Annotated in this window: 24 protein-coding genes; 3 read left to right on the forward strand and 21 right to left on the reverse strand. The window is 38.4% G+C overall.

What is annotated here, in order from left to right:
• Positions 1 to 7 precede the first annotated feature (7 nt).
• Complete coding sequence (gene gpsB / locus PCY10_RS05360; RefSeq protein ID WP_003073696.1) at positions 8 to 349, reverse strand: cell division regulator GpsB; 342 nt, start codon at positions 347 to 349, stop codon at positions 8 to 10.
• 75 nt (positions 350 to 424) lie between these two features.
• A complete protein-coding gene (locus tag PCY10_RS05365; RefSeq protein WP_041787519.1) occupies positions 425 to 946 on the reverse strand; it encodes a DUF1273 domain-containing protein in 522 nt (173 codons plus the stop codon).
• Positions 947 to 1,014: 68 nt separating this feature from the next.
• Between PCY10_RS05365 and recU the strand changes: the two genes are divergently transcribed.
• Both recU and pbp1a read left to right on the forward strand, forming a co-directional pair.
• Complete coding sequence (gene recU / locus PCY10_RS05370; RefSeq protein WP_003073700.1) at positions 1,015 to 1,617, forward strand: Holliday junction resolvase RecU; 603 nt, start codon at positions 1,015 to 1,017, stop codon at positions 1,615 to 1,617.
• Positions 1,610 to 3,781, forward strand: a complete 2,172-nt coding sequence (gene pbp1a / locus PCY10_RS05375) for a penicillin-binding protein PBP1A (protein WP_021003081.1) — start codon at positions 1,610 to 1,612, stop codon at positions 3,779 to 3,781. The genes recU and pbp1a overlap by 8 nt, the downstream gene beginning before the upstream one ends.
• Before the next feature lie 170 nt (positions 3,782 to 3,951).
• Here pbp1a and pepC read toward each other — a convergent pair whose 3' ends face one another.
• The 11 genes from pepC to PCY10_RS05430 all read right to left on the reverse strand — a co-directional run bounded on the left by pepC (position 3,952) and on the right by PCY10_RS05430 (position 14,727).
• Complete coding sequence (gene pepC, locus PCY10_RS05380; protein WP_003073704.1) at positions 3,952 to 5,289, reverse strand: aminopeptidase C; 1,338 nt, start codon at positions 5,287 to 5,289, stop codon at positions 3,952 to 3,954.
• 147 nt (positions 5,290 to 5,436) lie between these two features.
• Entirely contained in the window at positions 5,437 to 6,261 is an 825-nt protein-coding gene (gene nadE, locus PCY10_RS05385) for an ammonia-dependent NAD(+) synthetase (protein WP_021003082.1), read from the reverse strand.
• On the reverse strand, positions 6,258 to 7,718 hold the full coding sequence (locus PCY10_RS05390; RefSeq protein WP_021003083.1) for a nicotinate phosphoribosyltransferase: 1,461 nt from the start codon (positions 7,716 to 7,718) through the stop codon (positions 6,258 to 6,260). The genes nadE and PCY10_RS05390 overlap by 4 nt, the downstream gene beginning before the upstream one ends.
• A 102-nt stretch (positions 7,719 to 7,820) precedes the next feature.
• Positions 7,821 to 8,306 carry a hypothetical protein gene (locus tag PCY10_RS05395; RefSeq protein WP_021003084.1) on the reverse strand — a complete coding sequence of 162 codons (486 nt, stop codon included), beginning with the start codon at positions 8,304 to 8,306 and terminating at the stop codon, positions 7,821 to 7,823.
• Positions 8,303 to 8,635, reverse strand: a complete 333-nt coding sequence (locus PCY10_RS05400; protein WP_312024005.1) for a hypothetical protein — start codon at positions 8,633 to 8,635, stop codon at positions 8,303 to 8,305. Before PCY10_RS05400 ends, PCY10_RS05395 begins: the two co-directional genes overlap by 4 nt.
• Before the next feature lie 187 nt (positions 8,636 to 8,822).
• Positions 8,823 to 10,199 carry an amino acid permease gene (locus tag PCY10_RS05405; RefSeq protein ID WP_020999004.1) on the reverse strand — a complete coding sequence of 459 codons (1,377 nt, stop codon included), beginning with the start codon at positions 10,197 to 10,199 and terminating at the stop codon, positions 8,823 to 8,825.
• Between the two features lie 178 nt (positions 10,200 to 10,377).
• Positions 10,378 to 11,289 carry a thioredoxin-disulfide reductase gene (gene trxB / locus PCY10_RS05410; protein ID WP_125455372.1) on the reverse strand — a complete coding sequence of 304 codons (912 nt, stop codon included), beginning with the start codon at positions 11,287 to 11,289 and terminating at the stop codon, positions 10,378 to 10,380.
• Positions 11,290 to 11,351: 62 nt separating this feature from the next.
• Positions 11,352 to 11,576, reverse strand: coding sequence for a DUF4059 family protein (locus tag PCY10_RS05415; protein ID WP_003073722.1), 225 nt, complete (start codon positions 11,574 to 11,576; stop codon positions 11,352 to 11,354).
• 94 nt (positions 11,577 to 11,670) lie between these two features.
• Complete coding sequence (locus PCY10_RS05420) at positions 11,671 to 12,414, reverse strand: amino acid ABC transporter ATP-binding protein (RefSeq protein WP_021003087.1); 744 nt, start codon at positions 12,412 to 12,414, stop codon at positions 11,671 to 11,673.
• A complete protein-coding gene (locus tag PCY10_RS05425) occupies positions 12,414 to 13,223 on the reverse strand; it encodes an amino acid ABC transporter permease (protein ID WP_041787523.1) in 810 nt (269 codons plus the stop codon). Before PCY10_RS05425 ends, PCY10_RS05420 begins: the two co-directional genes overlap by 1 nt.
• Positions 13,224 to 13,383: 160 nt before the next feature.
• Positions 13,384 to 14,727, reverse strand: a complete 1,344-nt coding sequence (locus PCY10_RS05430) for a DEAD/DEAH box helicase (RefSeq protein ID WP_021003089.1) — start codon at positions 14,725 to 14,727, stop codon at positions 13,384 to 13,386.
• Positions 14,728 to 14,883: 156 nt separating this feature from the next.
• On the opposite strand from PCY10_RS05430, the gene pbp3 reads away from it, so the two are divergent.
• The gene (gene pbp3 / locus PCY10_RS05435) at positions 14,884 to 16,125 is read left to right on the forward strand and encodes a D-alanyl-D-alanine carboxypeptidase PBP3 (RefSeq protein WP_041787527.1); all 1,242 of its coding nucleotides are present in this window, start codon (positions 14,884 to 14,886) and stop codon (positions 16,123 to 16,125) included.
• A gap of 87 nt (positions 16,126 to 16,212) precedes the next feature.
• On the opposite strand, the gene sufU is transcribed toward pbp3, so the two are convergent.
• The 8 genes from sufU to PCY10_RS05475 all read right to left on the reverse strand — a co-directional run bounded on the left by sufU (position 16,213) and on the right by PCY10_RS05475 (position 24,898).
• A complete protein-coding gene (gene sufU, locus PCY10_RS05440; protein WP_009568104.1) occupies positions 16,213 to 16,662 on the reverse strand; it encodes a Fe-S cluster assembly sulfur transfer protein SufU in 450 nt (149 codons plus the stop codon).
• Positions 16,649 to 17,881 (reverse strand): cysteine desulfurase, encoded by a 1,233-nt coding sequence (locus tag PCY10_RS05445; protein ID WP_021003091.1) that lies wholly within the window; start codon positions 17,879 to 17,881, stop codon positions 16,649 to 16,651. The genes sufU and PCY10_RS05445 overlap by 14 nt, the downstream gene beginning before the upstream one ends.
• Before the next feature lie 16 nt (positions 17,882 to 17,897).
• Entirely contained in the window at positions 17,898 to 19,160 is a 1,263-nt protein-coding gene (gene sufD, locus PCY10_RS05450; protein WP_021003092.1) for a Fe-S cluster assembly protein SufD, read from the reverse strand.
• 39 nt (positions 19,161 to 19,199) lie between these two features.
• Positions 19,200 to 19,970, reverse strand: coding sequence for a Fe-S cluster assembly ATPase SufC (gene sufC, locus PCY10_RS05455; RefSeq protein ID WP_009568102.1), 771 nt, complete (start codon positions 19,968 to 19,970; stop codon positions 19,200 to 19,202).
• 90 nt (positions 19,971 to 20,060) lie between these two features.
• Positions 20,061 to 21,227, reverse strand: coding sequence for a glycosyltransferase family 4 protein (locus PCY10_RS05460; protein ID WP_003073746.1), 1,167 nt, complete (start codon positions 21,225 to 21,227; stop codon positions 20,061 to 20,063).
• A complete protein-coding gene (gene mecA / locus PCY10_RS05465; RefSeq protein ID WP_021003094.1) occupies positions 21,224 to 21,973 on the reverse strand; it encodes an adaptor protein MecA in 750 nt (249 codons plus the stop codon). Before mecA ends, PCY10_RS05460 begins: the two co-directional genes overlap by 4 nt.
• 126 nt (positions 21,974 to 22,099) lie before the next feature.
• The gene (locus PCY10_RS05470; RefSeq protein WP_003073751.1) at positions 22,100 to 22,942 is read right to left on the reverse strand and encodes an undecaprenyl-diphosphate phosphatase; all 843 of its coding nucleotides are present in this window, start codon (positions 22,940 to 22,942) and stop codon (positions 22,100 to 22,102) included.
• Positions 22,943 to 23,008: 66 nt separating this feature from the next.
• Positions 23,009 to 24,898 (reverse strand): DUF2207 domain-containing protein, encoded by a 1,890-nt coding sequence (locus PCY10_RS05475; RefSeq protein ID WP_112384633.1) that lies wholly within the window; start codon positions 24,896 to 24,898, stop codon positions 23,009 to 23,011.
• Between the last annotated feature and the right edge of the window lie 90 nt (positions 24,899 to 24,988).

The following is a 24,988-nucleotide window of genomic DNA, read 5'->3' on the forward strand; positions in this document are numbered from 1 at the left end:
TTACTTATTATATTTCATTATTTAAGATTTGCTTACCAAAGACTTCTTTTTCCAAACGATTTAAACGTTTTAAAATATCAAAATTTGTCAGCGTAGCAGAAGCCGTCTGAGGAGTTTCCATGATAGACTGTGTTAAAGGGGAAGTTGCCGACTCAGTTGACTTTTTAGCGAGTTCAGCCTTTAAACGAGTATTTTCTTCACGAAGTTCCTTTACCAAAGCAGCATACGTTTCATAATCTTTAATGACATCATCTAAAAATTCGTCCACTTCAACTTTGTTGTAACCACGGACGCCAACTTTAAAATCTTGCTCAAAAATATCTTTTGGTGTGTAAATAATACTAGCCATTTCTCTCTCCATTCTCGTTCATTACTTTAATTATATAAAAAATGAACCACAAAAATCAAGGTTAAACATCTAATTTCAGGAAAAATTTTCTGCGACTTCATTTAAGTCATCAAATGTTAATTTTTTGATAAAATATTGTTCTTGACTTTTCATCATTTGATAAAGATATTTTAAATTCGTCTCATTTTCTTCATCGTAAAAAATATAGGCACCGTCTGTATTGTTGAGTAGAAAATGATTGTAATCACGAAATTGATTTGGGCTTTCATAATGCGGATAAGCATATTTTACAAAGTCGACCTGTTTGAAACGGTTTAATTTTTCTTGATTGACTTCATTCCAATTTTCCCCCTGATTCTCAAAAGTGAAAATTGTTGCAATTTGAAATGTATAGTCTTGCTGTAATTCTTTAGCAACTTCTAATGCCCAAACTTCAAAGCCTAAGTTTCCAGTGAAAATCAACCACTCTGCTCCTTCTTCTAATACATGAGTTAAATCACGTTGAATCGCTTTTTTAATAATCTTTATTCGATGATCTTTCTCATTGAAAATTCCCAAATCAAAATTTCGATATCCTACTACCAATACACTAATCACTTAAATTATCCCTTTATTTCTTTTTTATGTTATAATAGAGTGATGTTATTGTACCAATAAGGAGATATATGGTCAACTATCCACATAAAGTTTTCTCGCGCAACTCATTGAATTTTCCTAAAAAGAAATCAGTTGATTTTGCCAATCGAGGAATGTCTTTTGAAAAAATGATCAATGACACAAATGATTATTACCTTAGTCATGAGTTGGCAGTTATTCACAAAAAACCGACTCCCATTCAAATCGTAAAAGTGGATTATCCCAGACGTAGTCGGGCAAAAATCGTAGAAGCCTACTTTCGACAAGCCTCTACAACAGACTATTCCGGTGTTTATCAAGGACATTATATAGATTTTGAAGCAAAGGAAACTCGTCAAAAGGCTTCCATGCCCATGAAAAATTTTCATGCACATCAAATCGAACACATGGAACAAGTCGTCAAACAAGGAGGAATTTGTTTCGTTTTATTACACTTTTCAACTTTAAATCAAACATACTTGCTTCCTGCTCCTTATCTGATTAACTTCTTCAAGATTGACAAAGGGAAAAAATCCATGCCACTTGATTACATTCAACGACATGGATATTCTATCTCACAGAATGGCCTTCCTAGCATTCCTTATCTTGAAATCATTCAACAAAACTTACTAGGTGGTAAAACAAATGAATAAGCAATCTTTACTGACAGCTGCAAAATATGCGGCTATCGGTCTCATCACGTTATTTTTTCTAGGAATTATTACTGGCGGAGGAATCTTCCTCTATCAAGTCCACAAGGCGCCTGCCTTGTCAGAAAAGAAACTAGTTGCCACAACTTCCAGTAAAATCTATGACAGTGAAAACAAGCTTATTGCTGACTTAGGTTCCGAAAAAAGAGTAAATGCAGCAACAAGCGATATTCCGACAGGCTTAGTGCAAGCTATCGTAGCAATTGAAGACCATCGTTTCTTTAATCATCGCGGTGTGGATTCTGTTCGTATTTTGGGTGCTTTTTTGAATAACTTGCGCAAAGGAAATCGGCAAGGTGGCTCCACTCTAACACAACAGTTGATTAAATTAACTTACTTTTCTACTTCAAATGCGGATCAAACATTAGCACGTAAAATCCAAGAAGCTTGGTTAGCTTTCCAATTGGAACGCAAAGCCACTAAGCAAGAAATTATTACCTATTACGTAAATAAAGTTTACATGTCAAATGGTAACTATGGTATGCAGACTGCTGCACAAAGTTATTATGGCAAAGATTTAAAAGATTTGAGCTTACCTCAGATTGCCTTATTAGCTGGCATGCCACAAGCACCAAATCAATACGATCCCTATACACAACCAGAAGCTGCTAAAAATCGTCGGAATCTTGTCTTATCAGAGATGTATAAACTCAAGTACATCTCTGCCGCACAATACGAAAAAGCAATCAACACTCCCGTTACTGATGGTCTACAAAGTTTAAAAAATTCAGTTTCTTATCCAGCTTACATGGATAATTACTTAAAACAAGTTATCGAACAAGTTCAACAGGAAACTGGTTATAATTTGCTGACGACGGGAATGGAAGTATATACGAACGTAAATAGAGCTGTTCAAGAACGCCTTTGGAATATTTATAATAGCAATGAATATGTTGCTTATCCAGATGATGAACTACAAGTTGCTTCTACCATTATGGATGTTACAACTGGTAAGGTGATTGCTCAATTAGGAGCCCGCAAGCAGGCTTCAAATGTTTCGTTTGGTACCAACCAAGCCGTTGAAACTAATCGTGACTGGGGTTCAACCATGAAGCCAATCACCGATTATGCTCCAGCTATTGAAAATGGAATTTATTCTTCAACAGCCGCATATATTAGTGATGCTCCTTATCATTATCCTGGATCAACTACTCCAGTTTACAATTGGGATATGCGTTATTTTGGGAACATTAGCATTCAGTATGCCCTTCAAGAATCTCGTAACGTTCCAGCTGTTAAAACACTAGAAGCCGTTGGTCTCAACAAATCTAAGAAATTCCTTAATGGACTTGGTATTGATTATCCAGAAATGATGTATGCCAATGCCATTTCAAGTAATACTACCAAATCAGATAAAAAATATGGTGCCAGCAGTGAAAAAATGGCTGCTGCTTATGCAGCATTTGCAAATGGTGGAACATACTACAAACCTCAATATGTCCGGCGTGTTGTCTTTAGCGATGGAACTTCAAAAGATTTCTCTAATCAAGGTACCACTGCAATGAAAGAAACAACAGCTTACATGATGACACATATGTTAAAAACAGTACTCACTTCAGGTACTGGGACTAATGCAGCAATCTCTGGCGTCTACCAAGCTGGTAAAACGGGGACTTCCAACTACTCTAATGATGAATTAGCAAAATTAACGAAACCTTATGGTGGATCTAGCGTTGTGACACCAGATGAACTCTTCGTTGGCTATACACGGAAATATTCAATGGCAGTATGGACAGGTTACACGAACCGTCTCACTCCTGTTTTGGATAACGGCGTGAAAGTTGCAACAGATGTTTACCGCGCTATGATGTCTTACTTATCCGAAAGTGGAACAGAAGATTGGGAAATGCCTAGCGGTCTCTATCGTAGCGGACATTATGTCTTTTTAGCCAACACAACTAACAAATATCAACAAAATTATTATAATTCGACTTCAAGTTCTAGTCTTGAAGAATCATCTTCAACTTCAAAAAATAAAGAAAACTCTTCTCAAGAGTCGTCAAACAGCTCTTCTTCAGCGGATAAGAAGTCTAGTGATTCTACATCTACGAATACTCCTAATAATGGTGGAAATTCAGAAACTCCTCCTTCACGAAATCGACAATGAAGAAATATCTGAAAATCAAGCAATTCAACAAATAGCAGTTTGCAAATCCTAGGTTTGTAAATATAAAAAACACGAACAATTCAAATCAGTGGTAACTGGTTCTAAAATGTTCGTGTTTTTCTATTTCTTTTCGGATTACTGTGGAACTATTTTAACATTTTTTTCGTATCTTATTTACTTGCTAAAGCTCCCATCGGATCCCACGGAGCAAGTACTTTAGGCTCTGCTTCATAGGCAGCTAATTCTTCAGCGGTTAAAAATTCTTTGCGGATAACAATTTGATAAGTGTATTCATCCATCCAGTCATCGCTGGCAACAAAATAGCCTTTGTCCCCAACTTTATCACCCCAAGAATTTTCCACTTTCCATTTTGTTGATTTTCCATTTTCATCCAAATCAACACCGGTCAAGACCATTGCATGAGTCATGAGACTTTCACTGTAATCCAAGCGCCCTGCTTTGTCTTGTGTCAATTCAATATCCATACTTGAAGTAAAATCATACATATTATTGACCATAACTCCAGCTTTGCGATTGCTAGATTGACCCACATCAGAGCCAAACCAAACCGTTTCTCCTGCTTGCATTTGAGCAATGGCCAGTTCTTTCAAACGATTCATATCGACATTCAAATAGCGGACATCACGTGCTCCTACGACATTTCCTAACATCTCGACAGTGTAAGATTTGCCATAAGGTTTGTCAGCTGTTGGGGCATTGATGATGGATACATAGTCATCTAGCTTAATATCCACATATTTCTTGTAAAATGCTTGTGGTGTCAATCCACTTTCGCCATGGAAGTTATTGTCTTTATCACGATAAGCAAAATCAAAAGTACGAGGAGGGAGTCCTAGGGTCATTGCTAAGAAATTAAAAATTTCTTGCAAAAGTTCTTCTTTCTTTTCTTGAGCAGCTGCTGCATCAGCTCCGCTAGTAACCAAGTCACGTAAAATTTGTGCATCCTGGCGGAGTAATTTGTTTAGATATTGATTAAGTTCACGACTGTTACTTGATGAAATAGATTCTGGATAAACAGATTTTGGCACCACACCATATTTTTCAAAAAGTGCCACAACCATATCCCATTGACCGCCGTCTTGTTGAGGTGTATCAAGTAAGAATTTGACCTTGCGACTGGTTAATTCTTGGTCTGCAGTTGCTAATACTTGTTCCAAGAACCAGTTCGATTTTTCATATTTATCCCAGAAAAATGTATGAGCTTGTGACAATTCAAATTCTTCTAATTGAAAGCCTGCAATCATTTTGTGGCGAAATGTATTGAGCGCTGCAAACATCCAGCAGCGACCAGAAGCTTTTTGATTGCTGACCTTATCTTTGGTCAAATCAATTGAAAATACAGGATTGTTTTCAGCAGCGCTGTTGCGTTTTTCCAGTGAAGTTAATAAACCATTGTGACTAACTGCATTTTCAATTGCAGCATATTTCATATTTGCTTCATAATTAGCATATAATTTATCTGTAAATTGTTGATCTAATGAATTCATAGATACCTCCTTTTAATTCTACACACTATTATAGCTTATTTTTAAAATTCTTCAAATAAAAAGTTAGGCGCGCCTAACTTTTTCGTTCTACATCTGATTTTAATAACCTACGGATTTAAAAAACGTAAGTTAGAACAATTCTTCTGCTTATTTCCAAAAATTATCAAAGATGGTGATTGGCAAATGACGTTTATGTTCCCCTTTACGCCACCAGGATTCAATGGTCGCCTGTGCTTCTTCCGATACAGTTTTACCTTCCAGATAATCATCAATTTCATTGTAGGTAACACCGAGAGCAACCTCGTCTGCAATCCCTGGTTTTTCTTCTTCCAGGTCTGCTGTCGGCACTTTCTCATAGAGAATAGGGTCCGCACCCAAGGCAGCTAATAGCTGTTTCCCTTGACGTTTATTGAGACGATAAAGTGGTAGAATGTCTGCACCACCATCACCAAATTTCGTAAAGAAAGCTGTCACATTTTCTGCAGCATGATCCGTTCCAATAACCGCCCCATTATAGGAGCCGGCTAAAGCATACTGCGCAATCATACGACTCCTCGCTTTGATATTGCCTTTATTGAAGTCTGAAACCTTAGCACCAGTTGCTCCCACAGCAGCTGTCATCGCATCTGCAGATTCCTTGATATTTACTACAAGGCTGACATCTGGTTGGATAAAAGCGAGCGCTCTTTGGGCATCAGCTTCGTCGGCCTGCACTCCATATGGTAAACGTACTGCGATAAATCGATAGTTATTATCGCCAGTCTCAGCTCGCATTTCTTCTATTGCCAATTGTGCTAAACGTCCTGCCAATGTTGAATCCTGTCCACCTGAAATCCCTAACACATAGGACTTCAAAAAGGAATGTTTTTTTAGATAAGCCTTTAAAAAATCAATAGATTTACGGATTTCTTCTTGTGGGTCAATGACAGGTTTCACACCTAATTGTTGGATAATTATTTCCTGTAAGGTCATTTTGTTTCTCCCATTTGGCTTGCTTTTTTGCGCATTTGATCAATTAAATCTACCTTGTCTTGCCATACATCACGTGCCAAATCCACAGGATAATCTTGCGGATTGAGAACCCGTTTGTACTCGTCCCACAACTTATCAAACTCTTTGCGAGCATATGTTTGGATTTCTGTTAAGCTTGGCAATTGATACACAAGTTGGCCTTGTTTAAAAATATCTACCAACAGAGGTACTGCATCAAAATTTGTCACAGTTTTATTAATGTAAGTGTAGGTCGGATGGAACATTTCCAATTCGGTGATAGCATTCACGTCTACACCGTCATAAGTGATGTAATCCCCTTCCGACTTTCCTTTTGCACGGCTAGTAATACGCCAAACTTGCTTTTTACCTGGCGTTGATACTTTTTCCACATTATTAGAGAGCTTGATCGTATTGCGCAAATTGCCATTTTCATCTTCAATAGCCACAATCTTGTAAACGGCTCCCAGTGCTGGCTGGTCGTAAGCAGTGATGAGCTTCGTTCCGACGCCCCAAACATCAATTTTGGCTTTCTGCATTTTCAAGTTGAGGATTGTATTTTCATCCAAATCGTTTGATGCATAGATTTTCGCATTTGGGAATCCAGCTTCATCCAGTTGCTGCCGGACTTTTTTAGAAATATAAGCCAAGTCACCTGAGTCAATCCGTACACCGAGGAACTTGATTTTGTCTCCCATTTCACGTGCCACCCGAATAGCTGCCGGCACCCCCAGACGAAACGTATCATAGGTATCCACTAAGAAAACACAGTCATGGTGCGTTTCAGCATATGCTTTGAAAGCTTCATAATCATTACCATAGACTTGAACAAGTGCATGAGCATGCGTTCCCAAGACTGGAATATCAAAGAGTTTTCCAGCACGCACATTACTGGTTCCATTTGCTCCCCCAATGACAGCAGCTCGTGTACCCCAAATAGCTGCATCCATTTCTTGTGCTCGGCGGGTACCAAACTCCATTAAGGGCTCATCTTCAATCACCGAGCGAATCCGAGCTGCTTTTGTCGCTACCAAAGTTTGATAGTTGACAATATTTAATAAGGCTGTTTCTACCAATTGGCATTGGGCAAGTGGGCCTTCTACTTGAACAATCGGTTCATTAGCAAAGACCAAGTCGCCCTCTCGTGCAGAGCGTACTGTTAATTCCAATTTTAAATTGGCTAGATAAGCTAGAAATTCTTCATCATAACCAAGAGAACGAAGATAGGCAATATCACTCTCTGAAAATGTCAAATGATTTAAATAATGAATTATCCGTTCCAAGCCTGCAAAAACAGAATAGCCACTGTGAAAAGGCTCTTTACGGAAATACACTTCAAAAACTGCTCGTTTATTATGAATATTTTCCCTAAAATAAACCTGCATCATATTAATTTGATATAAGTCCGTATGCAAGGTTAAACTATCATCTGGATACATAAAATTCATTACTCCTTTACCATGGATACTTTACATTATAACACAAATTTAAAAATCTAAGAATAAATATCCATCAACAGTAGCAACTGGAATCATTTAGTCTTAGATTTTCATTTGAGAATTTGATCCCTGCGAATAGCCAGTCAGCTGGGTCACTTCGTACTTGGGGTTATCTTTTATTTCTTTTACAAATTGATCCGCAACCTCATACTGGGGTGACAAGGGATAGAGAGCATTGACTACATCACGCGACAAGGGACCCACAGAATTCGTCTTACTATTAGGATCTGTCCCTGCTGCAACCACTGCCACATTCTTATAATCCACCCTGCCATTGACAATTGGTGCGACTGCCATGCCATCAAATCCAGTCTTAGGATCTGACTTGGTTGCTATGACGCGGAATCGTTGACCGTCAGGTGTGGTGAGAGTGTTGGTTTCTTCTAAATCCGAAGAAGATAGATTAGGATTAGGCGAAGAGGTTACCAAAGGCTTATTCTTTCTTTCAGCATACTCAGAATTAACACTGTAAACTGCTTCCCCGCGATTCAAATAATTAAGCTGTTCGTCAGTATAAGCATAACTCATTGAATCCCCTCCTCTTTATCAGAATAAATTACCTTAACTGTAAAAGCTGTTTTACCTTTTCTATGATTTAGAAAATCACGTTGTCCATAGGTCATACGTCCATTATAATTTTGCTTATCATTTAAGTAATGATAAATACCATAAGTTATTTTTTTACCATCTTTAAATTTAATTTCAATATCGCACGACCAATCTCCCGGCGGACTAGTATAATTTGGGTTGGTAATCTTAATCTCCTCAATTCCTGCATAAGAATTTTTCAAAGCCTTAACCAAGCTCATCTCATACTCTCGATTGCGCCGTTCTTCTCCTGTTTTAAATAAAAGCATTTGGAAACCTCCTATTGCTAATAATGCTACACTGATGATAGATATGATCACCCACTTTTTGGAACGTTTTTCCATCAATATCCCTCCTTTATCTCTATGCTACTATAAATTATAACTCATTTATAAGCATCCACTGTACAATAAAAAAGCTATTCAGCTTGATGTGCTGAATGCTCTATAATCTGATTTATTTACTTTTAAACTTCCATTGACTGTAAATTCCAAAAACAACTATCCAAATGGTTGAACCAATTGCTCCTACTACGGTTGATTTTTGTAAAAAGAGCGTTACAAACACAAAAGCAAAAAAGAGTAAGGTTAGTGGATTGAGGAATTTATAAGCTGGCATAAGATAGCCATCAGATAGAAATTCTTGTGACTTTCGGTATTTTAGATGCGCAATCATCGTTAGGGCATAAATAGCAATATAGACACCCGATGAAGAAGCAGTAATCAAAGCAAAGGAATCTGATACTCCTGGTAATACCTGAATAAAAGCAGCCAAAGCAATGACTACAGCCGAAGTCAATATAGCATTTTGTGGAACATTTTGTCTAGATAATTTTGCAGCACCAAGTTCATTCAGAAAACGATTTGGTGAGTCATGTGCAATTTGATACAAATGACGCCCTGTCGAATACAAGGTTGAATTTAATGCTGAGGCAGCTGAAGTCAATACGACGAAGTTAATCAAAGCTGCAGCCCACTTTAGACCAGCCAGCTTAAATACGATCACAAAGGGCGAATCTGCCGTTGCTAAATCTTTCCACGGAATAATCGCCATGATTGCCAACAACGATCCACCGTAGAAAAGAACAATTCTCAAAGGAATCTCTTTAATAGCTTTTGGCAATACCTGACGAGGATTCGCTGTTTCAGATGTTGTTATTCCAATAAACTCAATAGCTTGATAAGCAAAGAAAACCATTTGGAAACCCATGACAAAACTCATAAATCCATTTGGAAAAAGTTGAAACTCTTGACTAATATTGCTTATGCTAGCTACACCATTAGGCGTTTTAAAACCGGTCAACACCATAAAAATCGCAGTTACAACTAAGGCGATAATAGCTACAATCTTGACCATAGCAAACCAAAATTCAACTTCGCCAAATACTCGAACGGCAATCAGATTGACCATACTTAAAACAGCTAAAAAGACGATTTGAATCAGCCAAGCCGGCCAAGTTGGAAACCAAAATTGAACATATTGTGCAACTGCTGTGATTTCTGCCATACCGATAAAAACAAGAGAAATCCAATAGGACCAACCAGAAAAATAACCCCATCCATTCCCAAGATATTTAGTAATGAAATTAATAAACGTATGTTGATCTGGATCATAGTACAACATTTCTCCAATCGCCCGCATCATTAAATACATAAAGACACCCGTCAACATATAAATAAGAATAATAGACGGTCCTGTCAGACTAATCGAACGCCCTGCTCCTAAAAAAAGTCCCGTTCCAATTGTCCCAGCAATAGCGATGATTTGAACATGACGATTTTTTAAACCACGTTCCATTTTATTTTTACTATTTTCGGAATTATTTTCACTCATACAAAGCCTCCTTTTCACATGAACTTTTCCATTGTACCACAATTCTGACAATTTCACTAGTTATTTATGAGAGCATAAACAAGGAACACAAGGATAAGATGAGCTAAACGTTTATCTATAGTCCATCACCACATCAATATACCTATATTTACAAAAAAGACTGGGGGCGAATCCAGTCTTAGCAATTCTCTGTGATATATTTATAAACTTCTTGCCCTGCGATCGCTCCATCACCAACAGCAGTCGTTACTTGACGAAGGTCTTTTTCCCGAACATCACCAATAGCATAGATACCAGAAATTGCTGTTTTCATATGATGATCAGTCACGATCCAACCAGATTCGTTGGTAATGCCTAAGTCTTTGACAAACTCACTAACTGGATCCAAGCCCACATAGATAAAGACACCGCCAAATTCATGTTCTGACACTTCACCTGTTTTGACATTTTCCACGACAACACTTTGAACACGATTGTCCCCCTTAATTTCTTGTACCACTGAATCCCAAATCAAATGAATCTTCTCATTTGCAAAGGCACGATCCTGTAGTAACTTTTGGGCGCGCAACTCATTGCGGCGATGAATAATGGTCACTGTTTTTGCAAAACGAGTTAAAAAGACCGCTTCTTCTACCGCAGAATCACCACCACCAACGACAAGAAGATCTTCATCTCGGAAAAAAGCGCCATCACAGACAGCACAATAAGATACCCCGCGGCTGTTTAATTCTTCTTCACCCGGTACTCCCAGATGACGGTGAAAGGCACCCGTCGCAATAATAAGTGTCTTACTTTCAAAAACGTTATCTTCTGTATAGACTTTTTTGATAGTGCCCTGCTGTTCAATTTTTTCAACAGCCCCAAACAAATGCTCCACTCCCAAATTTTCAAGTGGTTCAAACATTTTTTCTGCTAGTTCTGGACCACTGATATTAGTATATCCAGGATAATTTTCAATATCTGAGGTGTTATTCATTTGTCCACCTGGAATGCCACGCTCTATAAGAGCTACTTTCAGATTGCTACGAGCAGCATAGAGCGCTGCTGTTATTCCCGCTGGTCCTGCTCCAATAATAATTGTATCGTACATATCATCACTTCCTTCATTGTAATCACTGTTATTCTAACGTTAGTAGAGCTTTTTTTCAAGAATTATGCCTTTAGGACAAGCAAAATCCCCATCATTGCAAAGGATAAAATTGGAATCGTCATCACTGCAATCAGCAACATATCATACAAATGTGCTTGTCGATTCTTGATAGTTTTATCAACACGCCGAAGAGCACGAAGACCAATCCATAAGCCTAGAAAACTTCCTACCAATAATGTCGTAATTAGCAAACTCTCTAGATAGAGTAAAAAAACTCGAGATAGCATGTCATTCTCCTCATCAGATTAACTTTTACTTAACATAAATTCGCCCGAAATAAACCCAGCTAGCAAGGCCAACTGGGCTTCTTTTTCTATTATATCAAATATATGTCCGTTTGTAACTGGCAAAAAATTCTTTTGTGCGCTCTTCCTTAGGATGGTTTATCATTTCATCAGGAGTCCCTACTTCAATAATGTGTCCCTTATCTAAAAACAATACCTTGTCTGCCACTTGAGACACAAAAGACATATCATGACTGACTAAAATCATGGTCTGCCCGGCCTGGGCTGCATCTGCAATGGATTTTTCGACTTCTCCTACTAGTTCAGGATCAAGGGCTGATGTTGGCTCATCTAAAAGTAAAACATCTGGCTTCATCGCAAGCGCACGTGCTAAAGCAACTCGTTGTTTTTGCCCACCTGATAAATGCCGTGGGTAGTGATTTTCACGATCTGACAAACCAACCTTTGCTAGTTCTTCTTTAGCAAGAGTCGTTGCTTCACGGTCTGAGAGTTTTTTTACAACCAATAGACCTTCTTTGACATTGTCCAAAGCTGTTCGACGCTCAAAAAGATTAAACTGCTGAAATACCATAGCCAATTTTCGTCGCAAGGTTAGAATTTCTTCTTTGCTAATCTTGGAAAAATCCACTGTAAAATCATCAATCGCTATCATCCCGCTATCTGGTTGCTCTAAATAATTCAAGCTACGCAGAAAGGTTGATTTCCCTGCACCAGATGAGCCAATCAAGGCAACAACTTCCCCCTTTTGAATTTCTAAACTAAGATTATTTAAAACCAGTTGTCCAGAAAAGGATTTGCTGAGATTTGAAATACGCATCATTAACGAATATCTCCTTTCGCCTCTAGTCTTGGGTTGAGGTTATCAGGCGCTTCAATCGCCATTTTCTTTTCGATAAACCTCCCCAGTGCTTCAATCACTATATTCACACCCCAATAGACAAGAGCTACCGAGATAAATCGCTCAAAGTAGCGATAATCCGCACCACCCAAAATCTGTGCTTGAGCAAAAACTTCGACAACTCCTGCGCTGAAAGCTAAAGAAGTACCTTTAGTCAAACCAATCAAAGAGTTAATTAAGGTCGGTGTAGCAACTACTGCTGCATTTGGAATAATAATACGGCGGTAAACCTGACCATTTGTCATTCCTAAACTACGAGCCGCTTCAACCTCACCCGAATCTACTGATAAAATCGCTGCTCGAATAGTTTCGCTGGCATAAGCTGCTTCATTAAAGGCAAAGGCTACAATTGCAAATAGATAAGCTGGAATAGCATTAATATTTAGCCCTGTCCCAAATCGTAAGTTGATTGCTTTCAGGAGCAAAGGAATCCCATAATAAGTCAGCATAAGCTGAACAAGCACAGGTGTCCCTCGCAAAAAACTCACGAAAAATGTCTGTAGGGGGTATAAGATCTTCACCCGACTGATTTTGACAATTGCAAAAATGAGAGCCAAAATCAATCCAAAAAAAGCTCCCCCTAACGTCAACATCAACGTTATTGGCAATTTTTCAATAATTCTTGGTAATCCATCAAATACTGATCGCCAACTAAAAAGCTGACCGTCTGGAATCTTCTGAACTAATTCTTGATACCAATTAGAGGTTAACATCACTGTTGTAACAATCATAGCAACCTTCCCTTTCTCAATAATGCCTAATTTTATCACAATTTTTTTATTTCACCAATTATTTGCTACGATAAAAATAGACTAGCAAAACTAGTCTATCACATTCGTCTTCTAAAGAAGAATTGTTTTTATTTATGGAAGCAATAAAGAAATGTAAAGGCTAAAACTGTTGGCGCTTGGCTTTTCGTTCTGCACGCCCGCGTGCACGCCTTTCCGCACGTTTAGTCTTACGGCGTTTTTCATTGACGGCCCATTGAATCTTCTTCTTATAGCCCGGTTTAATTTTCTTCTTTTTCTTTTTGACCAAGCCAATCATTTCTGTGTCCAATTTCTCCGGTGTTTTTTCACGATTCGCACGACGATCCCGATCATAGGTATCTTGAAACTCGCCATTTTTAATCATTTTAGGAATGAAGTGGATACCCAATTTCTCTAACTCGCGGATATCTGAATCATCGCTTGGCTGATAAAGTGTAATTGCTGTCCCTGACAGTCCATTTCTACCTGTTCGGCCTACTCGATGAACGAAGAAAGATAAATCTTGTGGAATTGCATCATTGATGACATGACTGACACCTTCAATATCAATGCCCCGCGCTGCTAAATCTGTCGCCACAATATATTCAAAATCTAGTTTTTTTACCTGATTCATAATCCGTTTGCGTTCTCGCGGTGCAATATCCCCATGAATCTTTGCCACTTTGAGCCCCTGTGTTGTTAGATAACTATACAATTCATCCGCTCGTGTCTTAGTATTGACAAAAATCATCGCTAAATAAGGCTGCAACAGCTGTGTTATCTCATAAATCTGCTCATTCCTATCACGGCCTTTTGTGGAAATCAACCAATTGTCAATAGTATCTGAAATAACTGTTTTGGTCTTGATTTGCTCGATAACAGGATTTGATAGGTATTTTTTTAAAAATGGTTGCAATTTTTGCGGAATGGTCGCAGAAAAAACAAGAAATTGCAAATCTTTTGGCAGACTGGAAGCAATCTTATCTACTGTTATCAAAAATCCCATATCAAGTGTCATATCAGCTTCATCCACTACAAATGTATGTGCCTTATGAATAGCTAGATCACCTGATGCTACCAAATCATAAATGCGACCCGGCGTGCCAATGACAATATGCGGCTGACTAGAAGTTAATTTCCCAATTTGACGACTTTTATCAGTCCCTCCAACATAATTAGCCACTCGAATTTCCTTATCAGAAAAAGCAGCAATCTGACATGCGGCTTGATAAATTTGCCTAGCTAATTCACGACTGGGAGCTGTAATGACAGCCTGAACGTTCTCTACATCCTCATTCATCTTTTGAAAAATTGGTAATAAAAAAGTGTGGGTTTTCCCTGAACCTGTTTTGGACTCTCCAACTAGATCTCGACCCGCAAGTACGATTGGAATCAATTTTTCCTGTACTTCTGTCGCTTCGACAAAGTTCAAATCTAATAATGCCTCTTGAATATAATCTTTAAACTTAAATTCTGTAAATTTCATGTTTTCCTCTATTCGTTACTTATCCTATCTATTATACCAGAACTTACTTTAAAAATAAAAACGAATCATTTTTATCTTTTCTAATATCCTCCCTTTTCTATGAAGCTCTCCTTATTTTATGATACAATAATAATAAATTCACAAAAAGGGATCACTATGAAAAAATATATTATGACACTTGTCACGACTCTCTTATTTACCTTAACTCCTATTGTTTGGGCTGATAATTTTGACGTAGACGCCAAGCACGCTATTGCGGTTGATGCTACAACTGGAAAAATCTTGTATGAAAAAGATGCTAATCAGCCAGTTGAAGTTGCTTCTATTACTAAATTGCTAACAGCTTATTTGGTCTATGAAGCCATTCACCAAGGAAAGTTCACTCTCCAAACCTCAGTGGATATTTCTAATTACCCTTACCAATTAACCGTTAATCCAGCTACTAATAACGTTCCATTAGAGGCTAGAAAGTACACTGTTAAAGAATTGTTAGAAACTTCCTTGATTGCAAGTGCTGATAGCCCAGCGATTGCTTTAGCAGAGAAGGTCGCAGGTAGTGAGAAAAAATTTGTTGACTTGATGAAAGCTAAATTGCAACAATGGGGAATCAAAAATGCCACTATTGTCAATGCTTCTGGACTTAAAAATTCTGTTTTAGGAGAAGAACATTTTTATCCTGGTTCAAACAAAGATGATGAAAACAAATTGAGCGCTTATGATATTGCAATTATTGCTCGTCGTTTAATTCTTGATTATCCAGAAGTTTTAGAAATTACCCAAAAAGCTACATCTAACTTTGCAGGTATGACACTTACATCATCCAATCATATGCTTAAAGATATGCCGGCTTTTCGAGCTGGAGTGGATGGTCTAAAAACCGGTTCTTCTGATAAAGGAGGAGCTTCCTTTGTCGGAACAATCCAGCAGAGAGGCATGCGTTTGATTACAGTCCTTCTCAATGTCGATCATGCAGATAAAGATGAAAACGCCCGTTTCACAGCCACTTCTAGGTTTATGTCTTATATTTATCAGCAATTCACTGTCCAAACTCTTGTAAAAAAAGGTGAATCCTATGATAAAAGCTCTGCTCGCATTATCAACGGTCAAAAAGATGAAGTCACTGCCATTGCAAGTGAAAGACTCACCATTGTGAGGAGATACAACCACAAGAAGCCTACTGTACATTTTACAACTAATAAAAAAGGCTATCCTACTCCTTTAAAAAAGGGTACCCTTGTTGGAAAACTAACTTATACAGACAACGATTTAATTGGAAAAGGCTATCTTGATAAGCGACCACCAACGATTTCTATGCTTTCAGCAGAAAGAATCGAACGCCCCTTCTTTCTCAAATCATGGTGGAATGAATTTGTCCAATATGTCAATGAAAAATTATAAAAATCGCGATAATGTACCGCACCCCAAAAATTAGATTTTTTTGTCTAACTTTTGGGGTGCGGTACATTTTTTATTTAAGCTCAATTATTAATTTTTTTCAGACTTTCCAGCTTCCTCAATTGCCTTTTTAAGAGCATTCCAGCCTAAAGTTGAGCATTTGATACGCTGTGGAAATTTGGCAACACCAGCCAAAAAAGCCGCGTCTCCCAATGCCATCTGCTGCTTGTCTTCCTTACCTTGAACCATTTGGGAGAAAATCTCTGCCAATTGGAGCGCTTCACCTTTTGTTTTTCCTAAAACTACATCAGTCATCATACTAGCTGACGCTGTAGAAATACTGCAGCCAGAATTTAGAAAGGCAATATCTTCAATCACTCCTTGTTCATCAAACTGAACCGACAGACTGATGACATCTCCGCAGGTAGGATTATTGAGGCTAACTTGTTCTACTCCATCCAAATGACCTTGATGATGAGGGTGAGCTGAATGGTCCGTCACAACAGCCTTATAAAGACTATTGAGTTTAGAAAGTGCCATTGAAAAACTCCTTTGTTTTCTTCAAAGCTTCAACGAGCTTGTCGCAATCCGCTTTGGTATTGTATATATAAAAACTAGCTCGAACAGTTGCTGGTACTCCTAGGTAACTCAACAAAGGTTGAGCGCAGTGATGACCAGCCCGGACAGCCACACCTTCATAATCTAGAGCGGTTGCTACATCATGAGGATGAAGCCCCGTTAGATTAAAAGAAATGACACCTGATCGCTGATCCACGTTTTCTGAACCATAAATAGTAAGACCCTTAACAGCTTGTAATTTTGGAAATAGATAAGCTATCAAGTCCTGCTCATACTGATGAACTGTTTCCATCCCGATGTTGTCTAAATAGTCAATGGCTGCAGCCAGGCCAATAGCACCAGCTATATTAGGTGTACCTGCCTCAAATTTCCAAGGAAGCTCTTTCCATGTCGCATCCTGTTCATAGACAAAATCAATCATTTCTCCACCAAATTCAATCGGAGACATTTTCTTCAGGAATTCTTCTTTACCATAGAGAACACCAATGCCAGTAGGACCTAACATCTTGTGACCTGAAAACGCAAAAAAATCAACATCCAAGTCTTGAACATCAATCTTTATGTGTGGGATTGATTGAGCACCATCCACCACCAAAAGTGCTCCTACTTGATGAACCATCCCAGCTATTTCTTTTATAGGATTCATCACACCTAGTACATTAGAAACATGAGCCAGCGCAACAAACCGTGTCTTTTTAGTTAATTTTGATTGAAGGTCAGCAAGGTCTAGCATGCCATTTTTTAGATAAGCATAAATCAATCTAGCACCTGTTTTCTTACAAGCTTCTTGCCAAGGAATAATATTAGAATGATGTTCCATAACGGAAATCAGCACCTCATCCCCTGGTTGTAACACACTTTCGGCATAGCTCGCTACCCAATTGAGGCCAGTCGTCGCACCTCTCGTAAAGAGAACTTCCTTCGTTGAAGCAGCATGGATAAAGGAGCGAATTCGTTCACGCGCAGCTTCATAAGCCGTCGTTGCTCGCTCAGCAAGTGTATGAACTCCACGATGGACATTAGCATTATCCTTTTCATAATAAGCCAAGACCGCTTCTAAGACCTGCCTTGGCTTTTGGGTCGTTGCTGCATTGTCCAAATAAACTAGTGGCTCATCATTGACAATTTGATTCAAAATTGGAAAGTCCTTCCGAACAGCTTCTACATCAAGTTTAGACATTTCTTTTCCTATCTTTTTATTTCTTAGCCAAAATTTTATCAATATTTTCAATCATTTCAGCACGGACTTCTTTGACCGGAATTTCAACGATCACAGAACCTAAGAAACCACGCACTACTAACCGTTCTGCCGTTGCCTGATCTAGCCCTCGACTCATAAGATAGTACATATCTTCTGGATCTACCTGACCGATAGACGCCGCATGCCCAGCTGTCACATCATTTTCATCAATCAAAAGAATAGGATTAGCATCTGAACGTGCTTTATCAGACAACATGAGCACTCGACTTTCCTGTTGAGCATCTGCTCCCTTGGCTCCCTTGATAATGTGACCGATTCCGTTAAAAGTCAACGTTCCCTTTTCCAAAATCACTCCATGTTGGAGGATATTACCAATCGAATTGCAACCATAGTTCGTAACACGACTGTCAATTCCTTGAGTCTGTTTGCCACGAGAGAGAGCTACCACTTTCATATCTGCATGACTTCCACGGCCGAACAAATCGCTGTCAAAATCAGCAATCACATTGCCTTCATTCATAACCCCAATCGCCCAGTCAATCATCGAATCATCTTCCAACTTACCCCGACGACTGATATAAGCTGTGACATTTTCACCCAATCGATCAATAGCTGAAAACTTAATCTGTGATCCTGCTTGGGCAACGACTTCCACCGTGATATTTGCTGTTGCAGAAAGACTGCCAGAACCATAGGTCTCCAGACGCTCTAAATAGGTAAACTTGGAGTGTTTCCCTGCAATAATTAGAATGTGCTTATTAAATGGTACATCACTTTCACTGTCTTGGTAAAAAATACCTTCAATGGGTTGACTGATTTCAACATTATCTGGAATATAGAGCACCGCTCCACTATTGAAATAAGCTGTATGGTAGGCTGCCAGCTTATCTTCATCATATTTAACTGAAGACATAAAATACTTTTCCATGATTTCTGGAATTTCCTCAAGAGCAGTGTAAAAGTCTGTAAAGATAACTCCTTGCTCCGCTAGTTCAGCCGGCAATTGCTCTAAAACAGTCTGTGTTCCAAGCTGCACCAATGTTAAATGGTCATTCAGAGTTGTGAAATCAGGCACGTGAGCAAAAGCTTCATTTTCCGAAAGTGTACCATCTCCCAAGTTCCAGCGGTGAAATTTCACGCGCTCAATAATCGGTAAGTTCAATTCTTCTATTTTATCAAAGGCAGCTTGTCGAAGATTTGCCAACCATTCAGGCTCCGCATGCATTTGTGAAAAGTGTTTAATGGTTTCTTTTGTCATTTCATCCTCCTATTTTTTATAAGTAAAAAGAAGGGTTGACTAGGCGTCTTCTTGGTAATCAAAACCAAGTTCTTCAGCTAATTTAGCGTAGCCTTCCTGTTCTAAACGAACAGCTAATTCTGGTCCGCCCGAAGCCACCACATGCCCGTCCATCATAACATGAACCACATCAGGCTTAATGTAATTCAACAAGCGTTGGTAGTGTGTAATAATCATGGCACCAAAATTCTCTCCACGCATAGCATTGACACCCTTCGATACGACTTTCAAGGCATCAATATCTAGGCCAGAGTCTATTTCGTCCAATAGTGCAAATGTCGGCTCCAGCATCAATAATTGTAAAATTTCATTGCGCTTCTTTTCACCACCAGAAAAACCTTCATTCAGATAACGTTCTGCCATTTCCTCTTTCATATTGAGCAATTCCATTTTTTCATCCAATTTCATGATAAAATCACGGACAGAGATTTTTTCATCATCTTCTTTACCTGCATTCATGGCTGCACGCAAAAATTCTGCATTGGTAATACCTGGAATTTCACTTGGGTACTGCATAGCAAGAAAAAGTCCCATACGAGCTCGTTCATCCACATCCAGTTCTAAAATATTGACACCATCAAAGAGAATCTCTCCCTTGGTCACCTCATAATTTGGATTTCCCATAATCGCCGCCGATAAGGTGGACTTCCCTGTACCATTCGGCCCCATAATGGCAGCAACCTCTCCTGTTTTAAGAGTCAAATTGACTCCCTTCAAAATTTTCTTTCCTTCAATATCTACATGGAGGTTTTTGATTTCTAAGACAGACATGGCAAACTTTCCTTTCTTCCTATCCATTATATACTTTATAAGTATAGCAAAAAAAAGCCAAAAAGGCTTTGATTTTGTTTTCCTCAAACTCTATTTCTTTCTTCTATTTCTGAACCGTTTACGAATTTCTTCCCGATAGGCAGAATTGCCAATAAATCGGAGAATCTTAAGAAGTGGTGTCCGATTTGACCCCAAAATACCAATGAGCTCCGCTAACAGCTCCACTCCAAAGAGCAATCCAATCACCAACAGCACACCACCGATACGACTTGAGATATTTAACAAAAGAGAAATCATGGCAAAAATCATAGAAATCCCATAAATAACTAAGACTGTCCCACGGTGTGTCAACCCCAAAGATAGCAAACGGTGATGAAGATGACGCTTATCTGGCGTATAAAATTTTTGACCAGATAAAGTTCTGCGCACAATCGCTAAAAATGTATCTGTAATTGGTACCCCCAGAATAATCATCGGAGTAATCACAGCAACAGCTGTCGCATTCTTCAAGCCTTGCAATGACAAAACTGCGATCATAAAGCCGATAAATAGTGCCCCCGTATCACCCAAATAAATAATCGCTGGGTGATAGTTGTAAGGAAAAAATCCTGCAATAGACATGACCAATACAAAAATAGTTAAGGTTAGAAAAACATTGTGTTCTGGCAAGAAGAAGTAGGAAACGATTCCCATTGTTACCAATGAAATAATAGATACACCACTCACTAATCCGTCCAGCCCATCAAGCAAATTGACAGCATTGGTAATTGAAATAATCCAGATAACCGTTAAAATGAAAGATAACCAAGGTGCAAAGTGTAGCAACGGACCGCCAAAAGGAATTTTAAAGTGATTCAAACGAAAATCCGTTAATAACCAAATCAAACCGGCAGCTAACACAATCCCTGACATCTTTGCTAAGGGTTTCAACTCTTTCACATCATCAATCAGCCCGGTTAGAGCGATAATACCGCCTCCTAAAGCAACAGGCCATATATAATCAAAATAGGTCTTTCCAGAAAAAGTTGCCTGCACAATCATCGGCATTAACACAAGCGTAGCAACTAAGAAAGCAATAACGATAGCTAACCCACCGCTACTTGGCATTGGCTTTTTATTGATTCTGCGAGCATTTGGATAATCTACTGCACCTATCTTAAATGCTAACAAACGAACCAAGGGCGTGAGAATCACACCAATGAAAAAGGTTCCTAGTAAAACCAAAATAAATTTTAAGGGAAAGGGAATCATAATCATTTAACCTTTTGAAGATTGGAAACCGCATCGTTGACAAGCAATAAGTAACCATGCTCTTGCAAAACAGCTCTTGTCACAGCTGTATCTTCTGCATGTTCACGCATAGATGCAAGAAGCCAAGCCGGATATCGCTTAGGATGGCCTTCAATATCAACCAAAATTGTCAAATAATAGTGACTGTCCATTTTGTATAACTCTGAAGTATTGACGGTATAATCTACCGTTTTAGCAAAAACAATCACTTCTCTTAGGTTGGCAAACTTCAAAATGTAATATATATATTTTTGTGTTAGCTCGTCATTATCTTCCTCTTGTTCTTCCACATCAGAAGTGCTTCTACTATTTTCTGCTTCTGCCGTTTCTAAAGACCGAACAGCTTCAATATCGTCTTTGCTTTTCTCAAAAATATTTTTTTCTAATGTCTTTAAAAATTCATCTGGAGACATTTGAGACAGCTCTTCTACATCTGGTAAATCTGCTAAATCATCAAAGTTCAGATTCTTATCAATCTTAGACTTGGTGACAAAAACATCCAGTCGGTCTGGTTTAGGGGTTACACGAAAACTGAGCATACCGCTATCCAAAAAACTCTCTGGCATTTCCAACTCATCTAAAATTGCATAGAAAAACTCTTCTGTCTTTTCTTGCGGAACGAGAAAATCTGCCATCTCCATTCCACGTTCTTCTAAATCTTCTAATTTTATTGTGATTTTAATCGTTGTATCACTAATTTGCTTCATTTCCATCGCATTACCTCATACTTCTAGTCTTCTCATTATACTAAAATTTGGTCTTTTTTACAAAAAATAGACAGCTTTTGTTTTCTTTGACGAACTAAAAAACTCAACAAAAGCTGTTGAGTTTTGAATCGGTTAAAAAATAGCTTTAAAAATTCCGTAAACAATCAGCAAGACTCCAAGGCCAATACGATATTTCCCAAAGATTGTAAAATCATGTTTTTTCACATAATCTGTCAAGAAACGAATCACATAGAGACTGACCCCAAATGCAACACCCATTGCCACAAGCAAAAGAAAGAGCTGCCCAAACCCCAGTGTATGTCCTTTGATGATAAACTTCAAGATTTTCCAACCACTAGCTCCAAACATAACGGGAATTCCCAGAAAGAAAGTAAATTCTGTCACCACAGAACGACTAGTACCATTCAAAAGCCCACCCACAATGGTTGCCCCTGAACGACTGGTACCTGGGAAAAGTGACAATACTTGGAACAATCCAATGTAGAGAGCGGTTTTATAAGGTAAACGCTCTAAATTAGTAATCGCTGGTTCCACACTTTTATTGCGTTTTTCCAACAAAATAAAAGCAACACCATAGATAATCAACATACAGGCAACAGAAATGAAGTTATAAAAATGAGCATCAAACCAATCATCCAAAGGCAGCCCGATAATGGCAGCCGGTGCAGCTGCAATCACCACTTTGGCCCATAATTGCCATGTTTTCTGCACTTCACGCGCTGTCTTTTCAGGTTTAAACGGATTTAATTTATCAAAATAAATCACTACAACCGCTAAAATCGCTCCTAATTGGATTACAACATTGAACATCTCTATAAAAGCAGCATTCTGATTTTTATATTTGAGAAATTCTTGAACTAAAATCAAGTGACCTGTACTCGAAATTGGCAGCCACTCTGTAATTCCCTCCACAATCCCAAAGATAATGGACTTCAAAATTTCAATGATAAACATTTTCGTCTCCTAAGATTGATTTGTTTCATTATAGCATAATTTCAAACAAGAGAATAGGGCATTTGGTTAAAAGGCACCGCCGCCTCCGCCTCCGCCACCACCAGAGAAGCCACCACCGCTACTTCCACTTGATGAAACGGAGAAACTGCTAGCCGAATTAGCTGCTGTTCCATAACTCACAAAAGCGTGCGAACTAGTATGAAAATCATACGACATATCCTGATAAACAAAAGCATTCATCGATGGATTATCAATTGTGATTTTGCGTAATTTCATCGTCTTGGATACCTTATCTGCACAATTAAACATAGCAGCATAAACCAATAATCTGTTCCACAAAATCACTCCTTCCACTTCTGTGTCCTTTAAATGAGCAATCTCATGCAACATATTAGCAAAACTCTTCCAGTAATAATGGTTTTCTGCCCCTTCTTCATTTAAGACGCCATCACGCTTCACCATTTTACATTTTCTCAAAAGGTAATACAGCATTCCACCGGCAATGAAAAAACTGACTGCAAAGCGATAAAAAACAAGTCCATATATCAATAAAATCCAAGCTAGGACACCAAAAGACCCTATCGCAATAAGCTCCATAAGAAACATTGCCAGATATAAATACAAGAATTCCTTTTTAGTAACTGAGCGATAATTATTCGGTAATTGTTCTCGCTCAATGATTTCATGGATATCTTCTGTAATAGTTGTTAAATAATGTTGCAACAGATTTTTCACTCTGTTTCCTGCACTACGAACAGCCCGCTCACCTCTGCTATATATCTTATTGTCAATTTTAAAATCTGAAAATAGATTTTTCAAAAGGATCTGGTTGTTGTCCCCCATAGCCATATTTAAAAATTCTTGTTCAAAATCCGATAAACCTTTGTCTGTTACTCTTTGCAATTGTGGTTGTTTTGTATCATCTGTAAAAACAAGATTCCCTCGATCAATCAAATCCAGCAAAGTGGCTTGGATAAGGTTTTCAAATTTCAGAGCAGTTTCTTGTTTCTTAGTAGGATTCAGCTCTGTCAAATCTACCGAAAAAACATTTGAAGCAATGACCATTGGTGGTAAATCTTGCGGGATTTCGTACAAACGAGCATGCTTAGGAAATGTTGCACGAGGTTTCGTACTAAGATGAAAAGCAATGTAAAAAGCCAAACTAATCAGACCAACCAACACCAAAGCAAGTGGTAAATCCCAGTCTACCAATTTCTGGTATCTTTTTGTATCAGTAGCAACTTCCCTTTCAACTCGACGAAACTCTTGCAACCAATTGCGTTTTATAACAGCTAAACTATTCTCCGGAACAGTTATTAGCGACCGATTCCAATATGCATGAAATTCTAAGTTACTATTTCTAGCAATACTTGCTACACGAATCAGATAGCTATCTCCCTCTCGTGTCACTTGAGCTGGCTTCATAAAATAGCCTGTATGAGCATATAATTCAGTCTGTTGTGAAGTAGCCGGAGGAGTAATTCGAAATTCCACATTATTTAATTTTTTATCCCAATCACTAATCGGAATCCAATGCAATTCTACAATATCATTGTAGACAAACAACATATTTTTCAGTTTCCAAGTAATCTCAATCCTTACACGATCCCCTTTGTTGCCAGCATTATAAATTTTATATTTATAACCACCTGCAATACGCTCTTGAACAGCAGTAATATTGGTCTTGGGCTGACCATTTTTCAAAGCCCGAATCGTTGGTTTTCCCTCTACATCAAAGCCACGAGGAACTTTTCCAGATGTCCCTAAAGTAATAACTTGTCCATTATAATGGCTTGAGAAACGGTAATCGACTATCTCAACAAAAGTTGCCGTATTATCTGAATGAATCTGTAGATCCCCTTTGTAAGATTCGATGTCATAACTCACAGCTAAAACATGCTGACTAAAGAATAAACATGAGAAAAAAATCACTATACCCCAAAAGAACTTTTTCATCTGACACCCTCCTTTTACTAGTCAGATTTATTATACCATTTTTTTAAGTACGGGTTTACTAATATTGAAAAGCATTTCATTTTTCGGTAC

This window comes from Streptococcus sp. SI1, assembly GCF_030439945.1.
In the GTDB taxonomy this organism is placed as follows: domain Bacteria; phylum Bacillota; class Bacilli; order Lactobacillales; family Streptococcaceae; genus Streptococcus; species Streptococcus intermedius.